15 protein-coding genes and 1 riboswitch are annotated in these 16,337 nt (G+C 54.0%); of the genes, 2 read left to right on the top strand and 13 right to left on the bottom strand.

All coding sequences use genetic code 11. The annotated features are described in order from the left end of the window. Nucleotides 1-31: 31 nt before the first annotated feature. From ATG98_RS08195 to ATG98_RS08135, 10 genes are all read right to left on the bottom strand, one after another. Nucleotides 32-448, bottom strand: coding sequence for an MAPEG family protein (locus tag ATG98_RS08195; RefSeq protein WP_098422592.1), 417 nt, complete (start codon nucleotides 446-448; stop codon nucleotides 32-34). A 110-nt stretch (nucleotides 449-558) separates the two neighbouring features. Further along, nucleotides 559-942, bottom strand: coding sequence for a type II toxin-antitoxin system VapC family toxin (locus ATG98_RS08190; RefSeq protein ID WP_098422591.1), 384 nt, complete (start codon nucleotides 940-942; stop codon nucleotides 559-561). Then, complete coding sequence (locus tag ATG98_RS08185; protein ID WP_098422590.1) at nucleotides 939-1,145, bottom strand: AbrB/MazE/SpoVT family DNA-binding domain-containing protein; 207 nt, start codon at nucleotides 1,143-1,145, stop codon at nucleotides 939-941. Before ATG98_RS08185 ends, ATG98_RS08190 begins: the two co-directional genes overlap by 4 nt. An 89-nt stretch (nucleotides 1,146-1,234) precedes the next feature. Continuing rightward, a complete protein-coding gene (locus tag ATG98_RS08180) occupies nucleotides 1,235-1,855 on the bottom strand; it encodes a class I SAM-dependent methyltransferase (protein WP_098422589.1) in 621 nt (206 codons plus the stop codon). Nucleotides 1,856-2,377: 522 nt separating this feature from the next. Further along, entirely contained in the window at nucleotides 2,378-2,587 is a 210-nt protein-coding gene (locus tag ATG98_RS08175) for a hypothetical protein (RefSeq protein ID WP_098420601.1), read from the bottom strand. Nucleotides 2,588-3,113: 526 nt separating this feature from the next. Further along, entirely contained in the window at nucleotides 3,114-3,431 is a 318-nt protein-coding gene (locus ATG98_RS08170; protein ID WP_098422588.1) for an antibiotic biosynthesis monooxygenase family protein, read from the bottom strand. Between the two features lie 926 nt (nucleotides 3,432-4,357). Then, on the bottom strand, nucleotides 4,358-4,567 hold the full coding sequence (locus ATG98_RS08160) for a hypothetical protein (RefSeq protein WP_098420601.1): 210 nt from the start codon (nucleotides 4,565-4,567) through the stop codon (nucleotides 4,358-4,360). A 103-nt stretch (nucleotides 4,568-4,670) separates the two neighbouring features. Further along, entirely contained in the window at nucleotides 4,671-5,006 is a 336-nt protein-coding gene (locus ATG98_RS08155) for a hypothetical protein (protein ID WP_098420599.1), read from the bottom strand. Nucleotides 5,007-6,360: 1,354 nt separating this feature from the next. Continuing rightward, nucleotides 6,361-6,624, bottom strand: coding sequence for a Txe/YoeB family addiction module toxin (locus ATG98_RS08140; protein ID WP_098420626.1), 264 nt, complete (start codon nucleotides 6,622-6,624; stop codon nucleotides 6,361-6,363). Continuing rightward, complete coding sequence (locus ATG98_RS08135; RefSeq protein ID WP_098420625.1) at nucleotides 6,621-6,863, bottom strand: type II toxin-antitoxin system Phd/YefM family antitoxin; 243 nt, start codon at nucleotides 6,861-6,863, stop codon at nucleotides 6,621-6,623. Before ATG98_RS08135 ends, ATG98_RS08140 begins: the two co-directional genes overlap by 4 nt. A gap of 284 nt (nucleotides 6,864-7,147) precedes the next feature. Here ATG98_RS08135 and ATG98_RS08130 point away from each other — a divergent pair, with 284 nt between their 5' ends. Further along, complete coding sequence (locus ATG98_RS08130; protein WP_098420544.1) at nucleotides 7,148-8,113, top strand: integron integrase; 966 nt, start codon at nucleotides 7,148-7,150, stop codon at nucleotides 8,111-8,113. A gap of 117 nt (nucleotides 8,114-8,230) precedes the next feature. On the opposite strand, the gene ATG98_RS08125 is transcribed toward ATG98_RS08130, so the two are convergent. After that, complete coding sequence (locus ATG98_RS08125; RefSeq protein ID WP_098422587.1) at nucleotides 8,231-9,289, bottom strand: ribonucleotide-diphosphate reductase subunit beta; 1,059 nt, start codon at nucleotides 9,287-9,289, stop codon at nucleotides 8,231-8,233. Between the two features lie 142 nt (nucleotides 9,290-9,431). Continuing rightward, nucleotides 9,432-12,221 (bottom strand): ribonucleoside-diphosphate reductase subunit alpha, encoded by a 2,790-nt coding sequence (locus tag ATG98_RS08120; RefSeq protein WP_098422586.1) that lies wholly within the window; start codon nucleotides 12,219-12,221, stop codon nucleotides 9,432-9,434. 160 nt (nucleotides 12,222-12,381) lie between these two features. Beyond that, nucleotides 12,382-12,587, bottom strand: a riboswitch (cobalamin riboswitch). Between the two features lie 131 nt (nucleotides 12,588-12,718). On the opposite strand from ATG98_RS08120, the gene ATG98_RS08115 reads away from it, so the two are divergent. After that, nucleotides 12,719-13,411 carry a DUF3047 domain-containing protein gene (locus tag ATG98_RS08115; protein WP_098422585.1) on the top strand — a complete coding sequence of 231 codons (693 nt, stop codon included), beginning with the start codon at nucleotides 12,719-12,721 and terminating at the stop codon, nucleotides 13,409-13,411. A 55-nt stretch (nucleotides 13,412-13,466) separates the two neighbouring features. On the opposite strand, the gene ATG98_RS08110 is transcribed toward ATG98_RS08115, so the two are convergent. Further along, a complete protein-coding gene (locus tag ATG98_RS08110; RefSeq protein ID WP_098422584.1) occupies nucleotides 13,467-16,283 on the bottom strand; it encodes an FAD-binding and (Fe-S)-binding domain-containing protein in 2,817 nt (938 codons plus the stop codon). Between the last annotated feature and the right edge of the window lie 54 nt (nucleotides 16,284-16,337).

Below are 16,337 nucleotides of genomic sequence, written 5' to 3'. Positions count from 1 at the left end.
CGCGTCTCACGCGTCCGTCTTCCGTGATTTGTTATGTTTTTTGACTGATTATTATAACTAACTGTATCCACATTGCTAACACGGTGCCGCTTGATAATAAAAATGCCAAAAACCTATGCATTGGGTTATTGTAGGTAATATGGATAATTGAGTGAATTATCCGAAGGACAACAAAAGACCAGGCTAGCCCCAGCATTAAATTATTATTAATACCTAAAGCCAGGTAAATAATACCAAGGGCATAAAAAAGGACCGGAATTTCAAATAAATTCGAAAAATTACGACCTAATTTAACTACGTAATCAGGAGGAGTATACCCAGAGAGCAATTTAAAATACCTAGGATTTACCTGTCCTTTCTTAACACTAACTAGGCGCGATATCCCAGTACTAAATCCAATCAAAAATGTAAGCACTACAAGTACAAAAATCGGGTAGATAATTTCCATTTATTGATACCCCCTGTCTGAATAAAACATAACGCCCCGCACAAGGGCAGACAAATAAGCGCAGCGTTTTAGCTGTCCCAGCGACCAACGGGAGCGATTGCTGCGGATTGTTATGTGTTCTTTTTCTTGGAAATGTACCTGACATTCTCCAATCCCTCAAAATCATTATCCTGAGTCCAGAGCACGGCTGAATACTTTTTAGCTGTGGCGAAAATGATGCTGTCAGCTAAGGGAAGTTTATAGAGCACACCAAATTTGGCAGCATTCATTGCAAGCTCAGAATCCAGGGAAATGACTTTGCCTTGTTCCATGTGGGCAGTAACGATCAAAGCAGCTTCCTCACCGCGTTGACGCAGAACATTCTTAAAAACCTCTGTGATCGTGATACTCGGCACAAGCAACTCGTCTAATTTTTCGATTGGCTCCGAGAACATGACCGCATTACCGTTACCGGCGAAGTACGACAGCCAAGCCGATGAATCAACGACATTCATATCCGGTCTTCTTCCCTGACAACAGTGGTATCAATACCCTTAAGAAACCCTTTCATTTCCTTCATGGGCTTCAGAGGAATCACCTCGATCCGGCCTTGATAGGATATGATCTGGACTTTCTGTCCGGACACGATACCCATAGATTCACGAATTTCTTTAGGAATTACAATCTGATACTTCGGGGAAACAGTTACTGCAGTCATGACATCACCTATCGATAACGATTCGGTATTACGATACCTCTATCGATCAGAACGGTCAAGGCACATAACACCTGAGTTAGACCTGCGCCTTATGAGACTGACTTGCGAAAATAGCAGTAGGTAAACTGCTGAACTGTGCCAAAGGGCGTGTGATGCTCCACTTTGTCATGCTGCGCGAGTGTGAACCGTTCGCCAAATTCCGCGTAGAGTTCGGCAGCACTGTAGCGCATGACGGGGAGACCGCTGCACTGAGTTGGACCATCCTCGGCGAAGGTCGCGACAATGACGTGACCACCTGGCTTGACCGCACGAAGCACGGCTTGAACATAAGCGTGCCTGTCCTCGGGCGCGGTTAGAAAATGGAACACAGCTCTGTCATGCCAGACGTCGAAAGCGTGAACCGGTAGCTCTACCTTAGTAATGTCCGCGCTTATCCAATGGACAGCGTCAGCGGACGGTCCGATACGGATCCGGGCAGCGCTGAGCGCTGCTACAGAGAGGTCGAGTACCGTAAGATTTGAATAGCCTTTGACGAGAAGATCATCAACTAAGGTGGAAGCCCCACCTCCAATGTCGATGATGGGCGCGGAAGGTGATGCTCCAGTTCCTTCGATGAACTGAAGTGAATGTTCGGCGTGCTCTTGGAACCAACTAACAGAGTCCATTGCTTTGGTGGAGTACACACCCTCCCAGTGTTCTTTCGATTGCATGATCCCTCCGGATAATCAGTGCAGGTCTAACGCGAAGCTAAGCGGTGCCCTGACAAGGGCATCCGGTGGACGGCCTTCAGGCCGGGAACGAACTTAAGCGACTGGTTAGCTGGGTGTAACGGTGAAGCCACTCCCTGGCAACCAATACGATGGCCTGCGCCACTGCTGCTTTGCACCAAAATTTGCCGGTGCACCGCGTTTAAAAACACCACACTCCATACGGTGAATGAATCTGAACATCAGACTAGCAGATCAAAACCAAGCGCGCGCCGGACAGCCCCACAAACGGAACGCTCAACTTTCTTTCACCACTGCTGAATCACTGAGCTACCAACTGACCACCGATTTAGACGGCCTTGGCAAACACCAAAACTCGCCGGTTTGCGACCAAATCTGAACCAAGGCCACTGGTGCCGAACTACCCAAAAGGCACCACATAAATCCAGCTAACGCTGAGATAAGCGGCGGCTAAAAGCCGTCCGGTGGACGGCCTCCAGGCCGGGAACGAACTTGATTGACTGGTTATGCAGTGTTTGCACGTGTTAGTAACTCCACAGCCTCGTCAAAAATTTTCTCCACGTACTCTCTGTTCTCAATATTTTCTGGAAGTGCAGCCCGATCACCCTCAACGCCCGCAATCATTTCCTGAATCATGCCGGGACGCTCAGCATCAAGACGCTGAAGAAGCCCCGTTAACAGATAAAGTGCCGCATCGGCCTTATCGCTTTTCATGTACCAACCTCAGTCTCTCAATGCTGCATAACGCGAAGCTAAGCGGTGCCCTGACAAGGGCATCCGGTGGACGGCCTTCAGGCCGGGAACGAACTTAAGCGACTGGTTAGCTGGGTGTAACGGTGAAGCCACTCCCTGGCAACCAATACGATGGCCTGCGCCACTGCTGCTTTGCACCAAAATTTGCCGGTGCACCGCGTTTAAAAACACCGCACTCCATACGGTGAATGAATCTGAACATCAGACTAGCAGATCAAAACCAAGCGCGCGCCGGACAGCCCCACAAACGGAACGCTCAACTTTCTTTCACCACTGCTGAATCACTGAGCTACCAACTGACCACCCATTTAGACGGCCTTGGCAAACACCAAAACTCGCCGGTTTGCGACCAAATCTGAACCAAGGCCACTGGTGCCGAACTACCCAAAAGGCACCACATAAATCCAGCTAACGCTGAATTAAGCGGCGGCCCGTCAGGGACGTCCGGTGGACGGCCTTCAGGCCGGGAACGAACTTGAATGACTGGTTAAATGCCATAAGCCCGCTCAACCTTTGCAACCCGGACTTTGAATTCAGAGTACCAGGCTTTATGACCAAGGCGCTGGGCTTCAAGATGCTCTGCGTTTTGCTTCCAACTTTTGATGGATTCCTCGCTGGCCCAGTACGAGACAGTAATACCGACATCCTCACGGGCTGACTCTATACCAAGAAACCCTTCTTGTTGTGCTGCCAGCTCCAGCATTCTATCGGCCATTGCACCGTAGCCATGATCACCTTCGGTGCGAGTTGAGCTGAAAATTACTGCGTAATATGGAGGACTTGGAGTTTTGGCGATCCCTGACATAACTTCCTCTTGGCATTTAACGCTGAGCACAGCGGCGGCACGTCAGTGACGTCCGGCGGCCGTAGGCCGCGTACTGCTGCGATTTGTTAGCTGGGTGTAACTGGCAGCCCAGCTCTTGGCACTCAAAATGATAGCCTACTCCGCTGCTGCTCTTGCACCAAAATCCGCAGAGGCACAGTGTCAAAAAGCACCGCAGCCGATGCGGCGAACGAACCTGAACTTCAGGGTAGCAGGCGCAGAACCAAATTTGCGTGGACGGCCCCGCACGGCGAACACTGAATTTTATGGCAACGCCGGTGAACGATAAAGCAGCCAAACTGACCCCCGGTTTCGACGGCCTTGGCAAACACCGAAGCTTGCCGGTTTTGCTACCAACTCTGGGCCGAGGCCACTGGCACCGAGCCACCCAAAAGGCACAAAATCAATCCAGCTAACGCGAAGCTAAGCGGTGCCCTGACAAGGGCATCCGGTGGACGGCCTTCAGGCCGGGAACGAACTTAAGCGACTGGTTAGCTGGGTGTAACGGTGAAGCCACTCCCTGGCAACCAATACGATGGCCTGCGCCACTGCTGCTTTGCACCAAAATTTGCCGGTGCACCGCGTTTAAAAACACCGCACTCCATACGGTGAATGAATCTGAACATCAGACTAGCAGATCAAAACCAAGCGCGCGCCGGACAGCCCCACAAACGGAACGCTCAACTTTCTTTCACCACTGCTGAATCACTGAGCTACCAACTGACCACCCATTTAGACGGCCTTGGCAAACACCAAAACTCGCCGGTTTGCGACCAAATCTGAACCAAGGCCACTGGTGCCGAACTACCCAAAAGGCACCACATAAATCCAGCTAACGCTGAGATAAGCGGCGGCTAAAAGCCGTCCGGTGGACGGCCTCCAGGCCGGGAACGAACTTGATTGACTGGTTATGCAGTGTTTGCACGTGTTAGTAACTCCACAGCCTCGTCAAAAATTTTCTCCACGTACTCTCTGTTCTCAATATTTTCTGGAAGTGCAGCCCGATCACCCTCAACGCCCGCAATCATTTCCTGAATCATGCCGGGACGCTCAGCATCAAGACGCTGAAGAAGCCCCGTTAACAGATAAAGTGCCGCATCGGCCTTATCGCTTTTCATGTACCAACCTCAGTCTCTCAATGCTGCATAACGCTTGTAGCATGCGCGCCCGCGGAATGGAGCCGAAGGCGCAATGTAGTGGGCGTCGCCGTGCCTGCAATGGTTATACATTTTCTGTCGATTCTGACGCTGAACTACCCGGCGTCTCGACTTTGTAAAAGATTTTGTTAATTTCCTGATTGGCAGCTATTTCAGATGCGTACTTCGGGGCAAATTCCGATAAAGAATCAAGTATGGCGCTGAAATAGGTTCTCTGGTTATCCCAGCCTAACCAGTCGAAAAGGCTCTTCATTTGCTTTCGAGCTGCTTGCTCCTCGCCAATCACGAAGAGATAGCAAGCAGTAGCGAACATGTTGCGAAATGGCATATTCGTTTGATTTGCCGAATGCTGCTCTATGATAGCGCTGAGCTTCAGGAGCGATTGCTTGCTGGTTCCCACGGCTTTCTCCTTTGGTTTTCATGTGTATAACGCGAAGCTAAGCGGTGCCCTGACAAGGGCATCCGGTGGACGGCCTTCAGGCCGGGAACGAACTTAAGCGACTGGTTAGCTGGGTGTAACGGTGAAGCCACTCCCTGGCAACCAATACGATGGCCTGCGCCACTGCTGCTTTGCACCAAAATTTGCCGGTGCACCGCGTTTAAAAACACCGCACTCCATACGGTGAATGAATCTGAACATCAGACTAGCAGATCAAAACCAAGCGCGCGCCGGACAGCCCCACAAACGGAACGCTCAACTTTCTTTCACCACTGCTGAATCACTGAGCTACCAACTGACCACCCATTTAGACGGCCTTGGCAAACACCAAAACTCGCCGGTTTGCGACCAAATCTGAACCAAGGCCACTGGTGCCGAACTACCCAAAAGGCACCACATAAATCCAGCTAACGCTGAGATAAGCGGCGGCTAAAAGCCGTCCGGTGGACGGCCGCTAGGCCGGGAACGAACTTGATTGATTGGTTAGCTGGGTGTAACGATGAAGCCACTCCCTGGCAACCAATACGATGGCCTGCGCCATTGCTGCTTTGCACCAAGATCCACCGGAGCACTGCGTTTAAAAACACCGCAACCGATACGGTGAATGAACCAGAACGCCAGATTAGCAGATCAAAACCGTGTTCACGGCGAACAGCCCCACAAACGGAACACCTAACTTTCTGTCACCGCTATTGAAACGCTGAACTAACAACTGACCACCGATTTTGACGGCCTTGGCAAACACCGAAACTTATCGGTTTTGCTGCCAGCTCTGGGCCAAGGACACTGGCACCGAACCACCAAAAAAGAACCACATCAATCCAGCTAACGCTGAGCACAGCGGCGGCACGTCAGTGACGTCCGGCGGCCGTAGGCCGCGTACTGCTGCGATTTGTTAGCTGGGTGTAACTGACAGCCCAGCCCCAGGCACATAAAGTGATAGCCTACTCCGCTGCTGCTCTTGCACCAAAATCCGCCGATGCACAGTGTTAAAAAGCACCGCAGCCGATGCGGCTAACGAACCTGAACGCCAGATTACCAGACGCAGACCCAAGTTTGCGCGGACGGCCCCACACGGCGAACACCAAATTTTATGGCAGTGCCGGTGAACGATTAAACTGCCAAACTGACCACGGACTCAGACGGCCTTGGCGTAGCTGCAAGTTACCAGTTTTGCTACGAACCTGGGGCCGAGGCCACTGGCACCAAGCCACCCAAAAGGTACAACACCAATCCAGCTAACGCCAAGCTTTGCGGCAATTTTGGAGCCGCGCAGCGGTGGAAATATTGTCCGGCAACAGCGACTGGTTATGCATTATTCGTAGTGGCTCCAGAGTCGGAGAACTTTGACTACTCGTTCGTCTTCAAGCACTTGGTACACCAGTCGATGCTGAATATTAATCCTCCGTGAGTAAGCTCCCGCAAGATCACCGATAAGTTTCTCAAATGGAGGCGGTTTTCGATACGGATCTTCTGAAATCAGCGCCAACAGCTCTTGGGCTTTTGGTTTTAGGCCGCTTGAGGCCAACTTCTTTGCGTCTTTCTGGGCTTGCTTGGTGTAAACCAACGTCCATGTCACCAGTCCAGCTCCCTATCACATTCCTCGACAGGGGCACCCATCCCCTCACGAATAGATTCGCGCATACCTGGCACGGAAAGCAGGTAAAGCGTTTCCTGAATAGCAGACCAGTCTTCTTCAGACACAAGTACGGCTTTATTCCGCTTGCCCATGATGATGATCGGCTGATGAGAGTCGGCGGTTTCATCAATCAACCGATAAAGGTTGCTGCGTGCCTCAGTTGCAGTAATTCCGATCATGACGCACCTCTGGTGTGTTTAATTTTTCACCAGTGTACGCTATAAGGTACGTACGTCAAGACGAACGGTTTGCATAACAGCAACTAGACCGCTTTCCACGATACTGTGAAAAAGTGCGTTCCCGATAGTGCCACTTCTCCATCGTAGTTCACAGTCTTAAGCCTTCAATTTAACAATAGGTTAGCCCAGTTTCGGCCGACCCACCACGTAATCGCTTGACTTCTTGATTTCACGCATACAATAATACTGTACATATATACAGCAACAGAAAGAGGTACGCCAACATGGACGGCATACAACCTCAACCGCGCCTTCGTGATCAGGTTCGCGCGGTCATTCGGGTTAATCGTTACAGTATTCGTACGGAAAAATCTTATTGGTACTGGATTCGCTTTTTCATCCGTTTTCACCAGATGAAACATCCCAGAGATATGGGCCCCAAAGAGGTGAATGAATTTCTGACCTGGCTAGCGGTTACACGTAACGTAGCAGCCGCCACCCAAGCACAGGCTTTAAACGCCTTAGTGTTTCTTTACGCCAAAGTGCTGGATATACCTCTCGGGGAAATCGGTTCTGTTATTCGCTCTAAAAAGCCAAAGCGGTTGCCCGTCGTGCTCTCCCATGACGAAGCTATGGCGATTATCGAAAAACTTAAAGGGCCCTATCGTCTTTTAGCATCGCTGATGTACGGTTCCGGCTTGCGAGTAACCGAAGCATGCCGTTTGCGGGTAAAGGATATTGATTTCAGTAACCAGGTCATCATTGTTCGGGACGGCAAAGGCGCAAAAGACAGAACAACCCTTATGCCGGGCACGCTGATTTCGGAGCTGCAAAGGCAAATCGGTACTATTCAGAAATCATGGAAAGAAAAAGACCTTACTCTTCAAACACCGGTAAGCCTTCCATTTGCACTTGCCCGCAAGTATCCCAAAGCGGATATGTCACTGGACTGGCAATGGTTGTTTACCTCGCAAAGCCTGAGTAAAAACGACTTCGGAAAGGTGGTTCGCCATCACATTCACACCAGTTCTGTCCAGAAAGCGGTAAAGGTGGCCGTTTCAACAACTGGCATTGGCAAACCCGCAGGCTGCCACACTTTCCGGCATACCTTTGCCACCGAACTTCTAAAGCGCGGTAACGACATTCGCACGGTTCAGGATTTGCTTGGCCATGCTGATTTACGTACCACTCAGATCTACACCCATGTTCTTGGGCAAGGTTTTGCAGGGGTTCGTAGCCCTTTGGGTTGAGTGGTCAGTCGTGCTCTGGGTCTTCGCGGATTTGGCTATTTGATTGATAGGGGACAGATTTGAAATCTGTCCCCTTGTTCCTTGTTCTATCCCCTTAGTATGTCCTCTCGGCGCGCCTTACCACTCCAGCTGGGCACCCGTCTGGTATTCAATCACTCGCGTTTCAAAGAAGTTCTTTTCTTTGCGCATGGTGGCTTGTTCTTCTAGCCACGGCGATACGTTTTTGGCACCCGGGAAGGGCTCGGGCAGGTTTACGGTGCGGGCGCGGCGGTTGGCTACGAAGCGGAACTGTTCGGTGTGGTATTCCGCGGAGTAGCCCAGTATGGGGTCGCGCAGGATGTAGTTGGCGTAGTCGCTTTCGGCGGCTTCGGATTCGTCCCACATGTCGCGCACGGCTTTGGGGTCGAAGCTGATGTTTTCTTCTTCCAGAATTTGGTTAACCACTTTCAAGCCGAATGAAAAATGCATGGCTTCGTCGCGCAGGATGTACTGGAACTGTTCGCCGGTGCCGCGCATCAGGCCGCGGCGCTGCAGGGCGAAGATGGGGCTGAAGCCGTTGTAGAACCAGCAGCCTTCAAAGACGGCGGCGAAGAACAAATACGACATGATGAATTCTTGCAGGTCGTCTTTGTTGCGCAGGTTGATGTCGGAGCGCATGGCGGCGTTCAGGCGGCGGTTCGCCATCTGGATTTTGCCGTTGATTTGCGGCACTACGCGATAGCGGTTGTAGATTTCGCCCTGGTCCAGGTTCAGGGTTTCAATGCAGTGCTGGTATGTCCAGGTGTGCACGGCTTCTTCGTAAACCTGGCGCGCCTGGTAAATCTGCAGCTCGGGCGCGGTCATTTTCTCCATGACCGCCAGGCCGATGTTGCGCATGGCGATGATGTCGGAGGTGGTCAGGTAGGCCAGCACGTTTTCGAATACGTGCTTTTCTGCCGGGTTCAGGCGGTGGTGGTAATCGTGAACGTCTTGCGACATGTTCACGTCTAGCGGCGTCCAGTGGTTTTTGTTGGCGTTCATGAAGTATTCCCAGGCCCAGGGGTACTTGAATGGGGCTAGCTGGTTTATGTCGGTTTCGCCGTTGATGACGCGCTTGTCGGCAGCGTTTACCGGGGCAATGCTGCTGTCTAGGGCAATCTTGCTTTCGGGTTTTTTGTCTTCGTCCCAGTTCAACATGGTTTGTTCCTTTGAGTACGGGGACAGACTTGAAGTCTGTCCCCTGGGAGTTTGTTGGTAAATAGGGGACAGACTTCAAGTCTGTCCCCGGGGTTTGGGAGTTGGGAGTAAGGGGACAGACTTAAGTCTGTCCCCAGAAGGCTTACTGGCACGCTTCGCAGTCTGGTTCGTCAATGCTGCAAACCTGGGGCTGCGGCGCGGCGACTGTTGCGGCTTGTTCGTTGGCGCCGGTGGCGCCCAAGGATCGCAGGTAATAGGTGGTTTTCAGGCCGCGCTCCCAGGCCAGTTGGTAGAGTTCGTCGAGTTTTTTACCGCTGGGTTGGGCCATGTACAGGTTCAGGCTTTGGCCTTGGTCAATCCACTTTTGACGGCGTGATGCGGCTTCTACCAGCCAGCGGGCGTCTATTTCAAACGCGGTGGCGTAACGGGATTTCAGTTCGGTGGGTATGCGCTCGATTTGCTGCACGCTGCCGTCGTAATACTTCAGGTCGTTCACCATCACGTTGTCCCACAAGCCTTCGGCCTTCAGGTCACGCACCAGCGAGGGATTCACCACGGTGAATTCGCCCGACAGGTTCGATTTGACGAACAGGTTCTGGTACGCCGGCTCGATGGATTGCGACACGCCCACGATGTTGGAAATGGTGGCGGTAGGCGCAATGGCCATCACGTTGCTGTTACGCATGCCGTGCTTGGCGATCAGGTCGCGCACCGGCGCCCAGTCCAGGCGGCTGTCGGTATTCACGCTCAGGTCACCTTCAAGGCGCGCCGCTTTCAGCAGTTCGATGGAGTCGATGGGCAGTATGTTCTGGCTCCACAGCGATCCTTCATAGCTTTCATAAGCGCCGCGTTCGGCCGCCAGCCGGGCAGAGGCGCGAATGGCGAAGTAGCTCAGCTGCTCCATGGCCACATCGGCAAATTCGACCGCTTGCGGGCTGGTGTATGACAAGCGCAGAGCGTAGAGCGCGTCTTGGAAGCCCATCAAACCCAGGCCTACCGGGCGGTGTTTCAGGTTGGAGTTACGCGCTTGGGGTACGGCGTAAAAGTTGATGTCTATAACGTTATCAAGCATCCGCACGGCGGTGTCGACGGTGCGTTCCAGGCGCTTTACATCCAGCTCGCCGTTGTTGATGTGGGCGGCCAGGTTTACCGAGCCCAAGTTGCACACGGCGATTTCGTCGGCGCTGGTGTTCAGGGTGATTTCTGTGCACAGGTTAGAGCTGTGAACCACGCCTTTGTGTTGCTGCGGCGAGCGCAGGTTGCAGGGGTCTTTGAAGGTTATCCACGGGTGGCCGGTTTCAAACAGCACGGTCAGCATTTTGCGCCACAGCTGCTTGGCGGGGATGGTTTTGAACAGTTCGATTTTGCCTTCTGCCGCCAAGGCTTCGTAGTGCTGGTAGCGCTCGCGGAAGGCGTTGCCGTATAAATCGTGCAAATCGGGCACGTCGTTGGGGCTGAACAGGGTCCAGTCGCGATCTTGGCGCATGCGCTCGATCAGCAAATCTGGCACCCAGTTGGCGGTGTTCATGTCATGGGTGCGGCGGCGTTCGTCACCGGTGTTTTTACGCAGTTCCAGAAACTCTTCGATGTCCAGGTGCCAGCTTTCCAGGTAGGCGCACACGGCGCCTTTGCGCTTGCCGCCCTGGTTCACGGCCACGGCGGTGTCGTTCACCACTTTCAGGAAAGGCACTACGCCCTGGCTTTGGCCGTTGGTGCCTTTGATGCGTGCACCCATGGCCCGCACCGGTGTCCAGTCGTTACCCAAACCGCCGGCCCATTTTGACAACATGGCGTTATCGCGAATAGAGCCGTAGATGGCTTCCAGGTCGTCGCCCACGGTGGTCAGGTAGCAGGACGACAGCTGGGAATGGCGGGTGCCGCTGTTGAACAATGTGGGGGTAGACGACATATAGTCGAAGGACGACAGCAGGTCATAGAACTCGATGGCGCGGCTGTTGGGATCGTCTTCACGCAAGGACAGGCCCATGGCCACACGCATGAAGAAGACCTGTGGCAGTTCCAGGCGGTCTTCTTTCCAGTGCAGGAAGTACCGGTCATACAGAGTCTGCAGACCCAGAAAGCCAAACTGTAGGTCACGCTCGGGTTTCAATGCGGCGCCCAGGCGTTCCATGTCGAAAGCGGCCATGGCTTCGTCCAGCAATTCGTAACGAATACCGGCGTTGATGAAGGTGCTCAGGGCTTGCGGGTAGACGTCGACAAGGCTTAAAGAGGTGTCGAGTTTCAGCGCGGTTACGCTTTCTAGCCGCAGCTGTTCCAGCAGCAGACGGGCGGTTACGGCGCTGTAGTCCGGTTCGCGCTCTATACGGCCGCGGGCGGTCATAATCAGCGCCGACAATACTTCGGATTCGTCGATGCCGTTGTACAGGTTGCGGATGGATTCTTCCACCAGGGATTCGGCGTCAATGCCGTCTAGCCCGAAGGCTGCGTTGTCGACCTGCTGCTTCATCAAGCCCAGGTCTAGCGGTACGGTGCGGCCGCCAGCTTGTTTTACGGTCAGGGTTGGGTGAGCCTCTACCGGCTCGTGCAGGGCGCGTTCGCGGGCGTGCTCTTCACGGTAGAGAACGTAGGCCCGCGCCACTTTCTGCTCCTCGGCGCGCATCAGAGCCAGTTCTACCTGGTCTTGAATGTCTTCAATGTGAACTTTACCGCCCGCTTTCAGGCGGCGGCTGATGGCCTGTACCACCTGATCGGTTACCCTGTGAACGGCGTCATTTATGCGGGCAGAGCCTGCCGCCTGGTCGCCTTCCACCGCCAGAAACGCTTTGGTCACGGCAACACTGATTTTTGAAGGGGTAAAATTGACCAGGTTGCCGTTGCGCTTAATCACTTGCAGCGACGCCGCGGTGGCGGTGCTCGCAGCGGGGGTTTCGGCCTGTAGTGTGTTCGACAGATCGTTAGAGAGGGTAGACATAGCGGGTTATCCTGAATACGCGTTTATTCGTTGTCTTCGCGTACGCAGGCAGTCACAACCGAGGCAAGTTTTGAAGGTGCCATCAGGCAGTAACATGCACCAAGCCATGCAGACTGGAGTGCTGTTACTGAAACTGTTGCTGCTCACCTGTGTCGCGAAGGTGCAGTGATGCGTTCTTGGCAGGTCTTCGGACTTAGGGGCGTGAACGGTGTGTCTGTTCGTTCGGCCTTGTGTGGCGACTTCCCGGCAACTGCCAGTGTCTCTGTGCCACACTTGTTCCCCAATACCGCTGCGCGTCAGTTCCGGAGTCTCACCGGATTCCCGTTACCAGCTATAGTGATTTGAGCCGTTAAAAAATAATCGTAGCTCACTACATCTGGTATTTGACCAATAACAAACACACTATATACGGGAATAACCCAATGAACAAGATTCTCTCCACACTCTCGACATTCCCGACACCACTCTCAACAACCCTCCCGATACTGGCGTTGTTCATGTTCAGTTCAGTCGCATTTTCTCAATCAGAAGAGACAGCGCCCCACCTACCTCGCTTCTCTGAAATGACAAGCATCACCGACGGCTGGGAGCCGCTGGAATTTCCCAACATAGATCAGCATTCCCGCTATCAACTGTTGGTTGAGGACGGCGTGCAGGTGGTCAAAGCCGACACTGCGGGAAGCGCATCCGGGCTGATAGCGCGGTTAAACGTGCAACCTCAGAGTTCGTTGATTCTGCGCTGGCGCTGGAAGGTGTCGAATGTGTTTGCCAAGGGCGATGCCCGCAGCAAAAGTGGCGATGATTACCCGGCACGCATTTACGTGGCTTTTGAGTTTCAGCCCGACAACGCCGGGTTTTTTGAGCGCGCAAAACGCAAAGCGGTGGAAGTGGTGTTCGGGGAAACGCTACCGGGTAATGCCATTAACTACATTTGGGCGAACCGGCTGCCTATCGGCGAATGGGTGAATAACCCTTACACCGATAAAACCCGAATGTTAGCAGTGAGCAGCGGTGCGGAAAAAGCCGGGAATTGGGTGAGCGTTGAGCGGGATATTATGGCGGACTACCGCAAGGCCTTTGGTGAAGAACCGCCAGCCATTATCGGCATTGCCATCATGTCGGATTCCGACAACACTGGGGAGAATGCGAGCGCCTGGTACGGCGACATTCAACTGTCGTCGGCGCTATAAGGTTACAAACCCGCGCAAAACCACCAATAATCTACACCTAAAAACCGGCTGATATTCAGTTTTGTACGCTTTTTGGTTGAGTAACTCTATCCACCAGATACACCAGGCTGTGGTAATCCACGCCACTGTGACTGCTCAAACCAATTTCACAGGTACGGCTGGTAGATACGCCCTCGGTGCAATGCTGAACCACCGGCTGCAAGGTTCGCAAAGCGTGGCCGTTCAGTTCCGGCGTGGTGAAGCCTTTGTCGCCGGCAAAGCCGCAGCAGTGAATGTCATCCGGCACCACTACATTGGTGCTGCACTTACGGGCAATATCAATCAGTGCCTGCCCTTCCCCCAAGTGCTGGGTACTGCAGGTAACGTGAACCGCCACCGATTCGCTCTGCGGCATAAACTCGAGCCGGTCGAACAGATGGCTGCGAATAAAGCGCACCGGGTCATAAATATCGAGGCCGTGATTTTGCTGTTGCAGCAGTCGCAAGGTGCAGGGACTGGTGTCGCAATAAATCGGGTCGCGGCCGTCGCGGCTGGCACGTTTTACTGCCGCCAGCATTTCGCTGCGTTTGCGATCCGCCTGCTGTGGGTAGCCTTTGGACGCAAATGGCTGTCCGCAGCACAACGAATCCATGGCCTCTGGGAACACGACTTCGTAGCCGGCCTTTTCCAACAGCTGGCGGGTTTTTTCCAGCAGCGGCGCTTGCTCGCTGTCAGAACGGGCCGGGCCCATGGCGTGGGACACGCACGCCGGCAGGTACACCACCCGCGGCTTTTCCGTTGCTACCGATGGCTTCGCATGTTCAACCCAGCGCACCGGTTGCGGCATGGCTGGGTTCCAGGACGGTACACGACCACCGCTGAGTTTTTTGCTGGCTTCGGTCCAGCGCTGCAGCCGAGGCGCTCCTAACAATCGATTGGCGGTGTCGGCCGCTTTCAGCATCAGCCGGGTGCCCTTCAGGGCCGTCGCAAAGTGTGCGGCCAGCCAATCGGCGCGAGAATCGTAATGCGCCTTGTCGGCGCGCAACTCGCGCACCAGGTCACCGGTGTTAATACCCACCGGACAGCGCTGGGCGCAAAGACCGGTAGCGGCACAGGTGTCTATACCCTGATATTGGTAGGCTTCTTCCAGCTCACGAGTGTCTACACCGGCACGCTTTTTGGCCTGAATATCACGCCAGATCACAATGCGCTGGCGCGGGCTCAAGCTCAGGCCTTCAGACGGACACACCGGTTCGCAGAAGCCGCATTCAATGCACTTGTCGATAATCTCGTTGGCCGCCGGCAGCGGCTTGAAGTTTTTCAAATGAATGCCCGGGTCTTCCGACAGCACCACATCCGGATTCAGAATGCCCTGTGGGTCCAGCAGGCGTTTTATTGTCCACATCAGCTGGTAGGCATCGGTGCCCCACTCGAGCTCCACAAACGGCGCCATATTACGGCCAGTGCCGTGCTCGGCTTTTAACGAACCGCCAAACTCCACCGCCACCAGTTGTGCCACATCGCCCATAAACGCTTCGTAGCGGGCCACTTGCTCAGGCTCGTCAAAGCTTTGGGTGAATACAAAATGCAGGTTGCCCTCCAGCGCATGACCGAACAGGATGGCCTCGTGATAGCTGTGTTTTTCAAACAGCTTGATCAGGCGGTTAACGCCCTCCGCCAGCTGTGGAATGGGGAAAGTTACGTCTTCGATAATAACGGTGGTACCGGTGGGACGAACCGCACCAACGGCGGGAAAGGTGCCTTTGCGAATGGCCCAGAGCTGGCCAGACAGAGTAGCGTCTTCGGTGAAATCAACCCGTTGTTCCACGTGGAACGGCGCCAGCACTGTTCGAATCAGCCCGATCTGCTCATGCAGCAGCGATTGGCTGGCGGCGCGGGTTTCAATCAGCAAAGCGCAGGCATCGTCGGAAAGGTTTTTCACCCAGGCCGGCAGGCCGGGCTGATTTTCCACCGAGCGCATACTGCGCCGATCCATTAACTCCACCGCGTCCACCGGCTGTTGCTTCAACAGGGGCACGGCGCGGCAGCAGTCTTCAACATTACCGAACACCACCAGAGTGGTGGCTTTGTGCGGGTACTCGGGCACGGTGTCGTAAGTAACCGAGCTGATAAAACCCAGGGTGCCTTCGGAGCCCACCATCAGGTGGGTCAGAATATCCAGCGGGTCATCAAAATCCACCAAGGCATTCAACGACAGACCAGTGGTGTTTTTCATCCGGTATTTGTGACGGATTCGCTCGGCCAGCGGGCTGTTGGCGCGGGTGTCCCGGCCTAATTGCGCCAGCTGTTCCAGCAGTTCGCTGTGGCTGCTGCTGAAGGCGGCTACGCTGGTGGGGTCTTCGCTGTCTAACACCTGGCCGTCTGCCAGCACCAGGCGCATGGCGTTCAAAGTTTTATAGCTGTTTTGCGCGGTGCCGCAACACATGCCGCTGGCGTTGTTCGCCACAATTCCGCCAATTTTGCAGGCGTTAATAGATGCGGGATCTGGCCCGATTTTGCGCCCCAGAGGCGCCAGCACGGCGTTAGCATGCGCGCCAATCACTCCGGGTTGCAGCCGAATACGGTCACCGTTATCCAGGATTTCCCGCTTATTCCAGCCGTCGCCCAGCACTATGAGTAACGAGTCGCTGATGGCCTGGCCCGACAAGCTGGTACCGGCAGCCCGAAAGGTGACCGGTACTTGGTGCTTACCCGCCAGCAGCAGCAACGCAACAACTTCGTGTTCAGCGTTCACCCGCACCACCAGCTTGGGAATCAAGCGGTAGAAGCTGGCGTCGGTGCCAAAGGCCAGTGTGGACAGGGGATCATCAAAACGCCGCTGCTGCGGAATCAGCTGATTCACGGCACTCACAAAATCGGCGGGCAAGCTCATAGTATCTCCCGGGGGCACTCGTCTGTGGCTGCTGATACATTGCTGCTAATACGT

The organism is Marinobacter sp. LV10R520-4 (assembly GCF_002563815.1).
Taxonomy (GTDB): domain Bacteria; phylum Pseudomonadota; class Gammaproteobacteria; order Pseudomonadales; family Oleiphilaceae; genus Marinobacter.
Note: the sequence above shows the minus strand (reverse complement) of the source record. Positions and strands in the feature narration are given on the sequence as shown.

Bases quoted from the DNA above. Each gene is read 5' to 3' on its own strand.
- ATG98_RS08195 (WP_098422592.1), bottom strand. From the start codon at position 448: ATGGAAATTATCTACCCGATTTTTGTACTTGTAGTGCTTACATTTTTG.
- ATG98_RS08190 (WP_098422591.1), bottom strand. From the start codon at position 942: ATGAATGTCGTTGATTCATCGGCTTGGCTGTCGTACTTCGCCGGTAAC.
- ATG98_RS08185 (WP_098422590.1), bottom strand. From the start codon at position 1,145: ATGACTGCAGTAACTGTTTCCCCGAAGTATCAGATTGTAATTCCTAAA.
- ATG98_RS08180 (WP_098422589.1), bottom strand. From the start codon at position 1,855: ATGCAATCGAAAGAACACTGGGAGGGTGTGTACTCCACCAAAGCAATG.
- ATG98_RS08175 (WP_098420601.1), bottom strand. From the start codon at position 2,587: ATGAAAAGCGATAAGGCCGATGCGGCACTTTATCTGTTAACGGGGCTT.
- ATG98_RS08170 (WP_098422588.1), bottom strand. From the start codon at position 3,431: ATGTCAGGGATCGCCAAAACTCCAAGTCCTCCATATTACGCAGTAATT.
- ATG98_RS08160 (WP_098420601.1), bottom strand. From the start codon at position 4,567: ATGAAAAGCGATAAGGCCGATGCGGCACTTTATCTGTTAACGGGGCTT.
- ATG98_RS08135 (WP_098420625.1), bottom strand. From the start codon at position 6,863: ATGATCGGAATTACTGCAACTGAGGCACGCAGCAACCTTTATCGGTTG.
- ATG98_RS08130 (WP_098420544.1), top strand. From the start codon at position 7,148: ATGGACGGCATACAACCTCAACCGCGCCTTCGTGATCAGGTTCGCGCG.
- ATG98_RS08125 (WP_098422587.1), bottom strand. From the start codon at position 9,289: ATGTTGAACTGGGACGAAGACAAAAAACCCGAAAGCAAGATTGCCCTA.
- ATG98_RS08120 (WP_098422586.1), bottom strand. From the start codon at position 12,221: ATGTCTACCCTCTCTAACGATCTGTCGAACACACTACAGGCCGAAACC.
- ATG98_RS08115 (WP_098422585.1), top strand. From the start codon at position 12,719: ATGTTCAGTTCAGTCGCATTTTCTCAATCAGAAGAGACAGCGCCCCAC.
- ATG98_RS08110 (WP_098422584.1), bottom strand. From the start codon at position 16,283: ATGAGCTTGCCCGCCGATTTTGTGAGTGCCGTGAATCAGCTGATTCCG.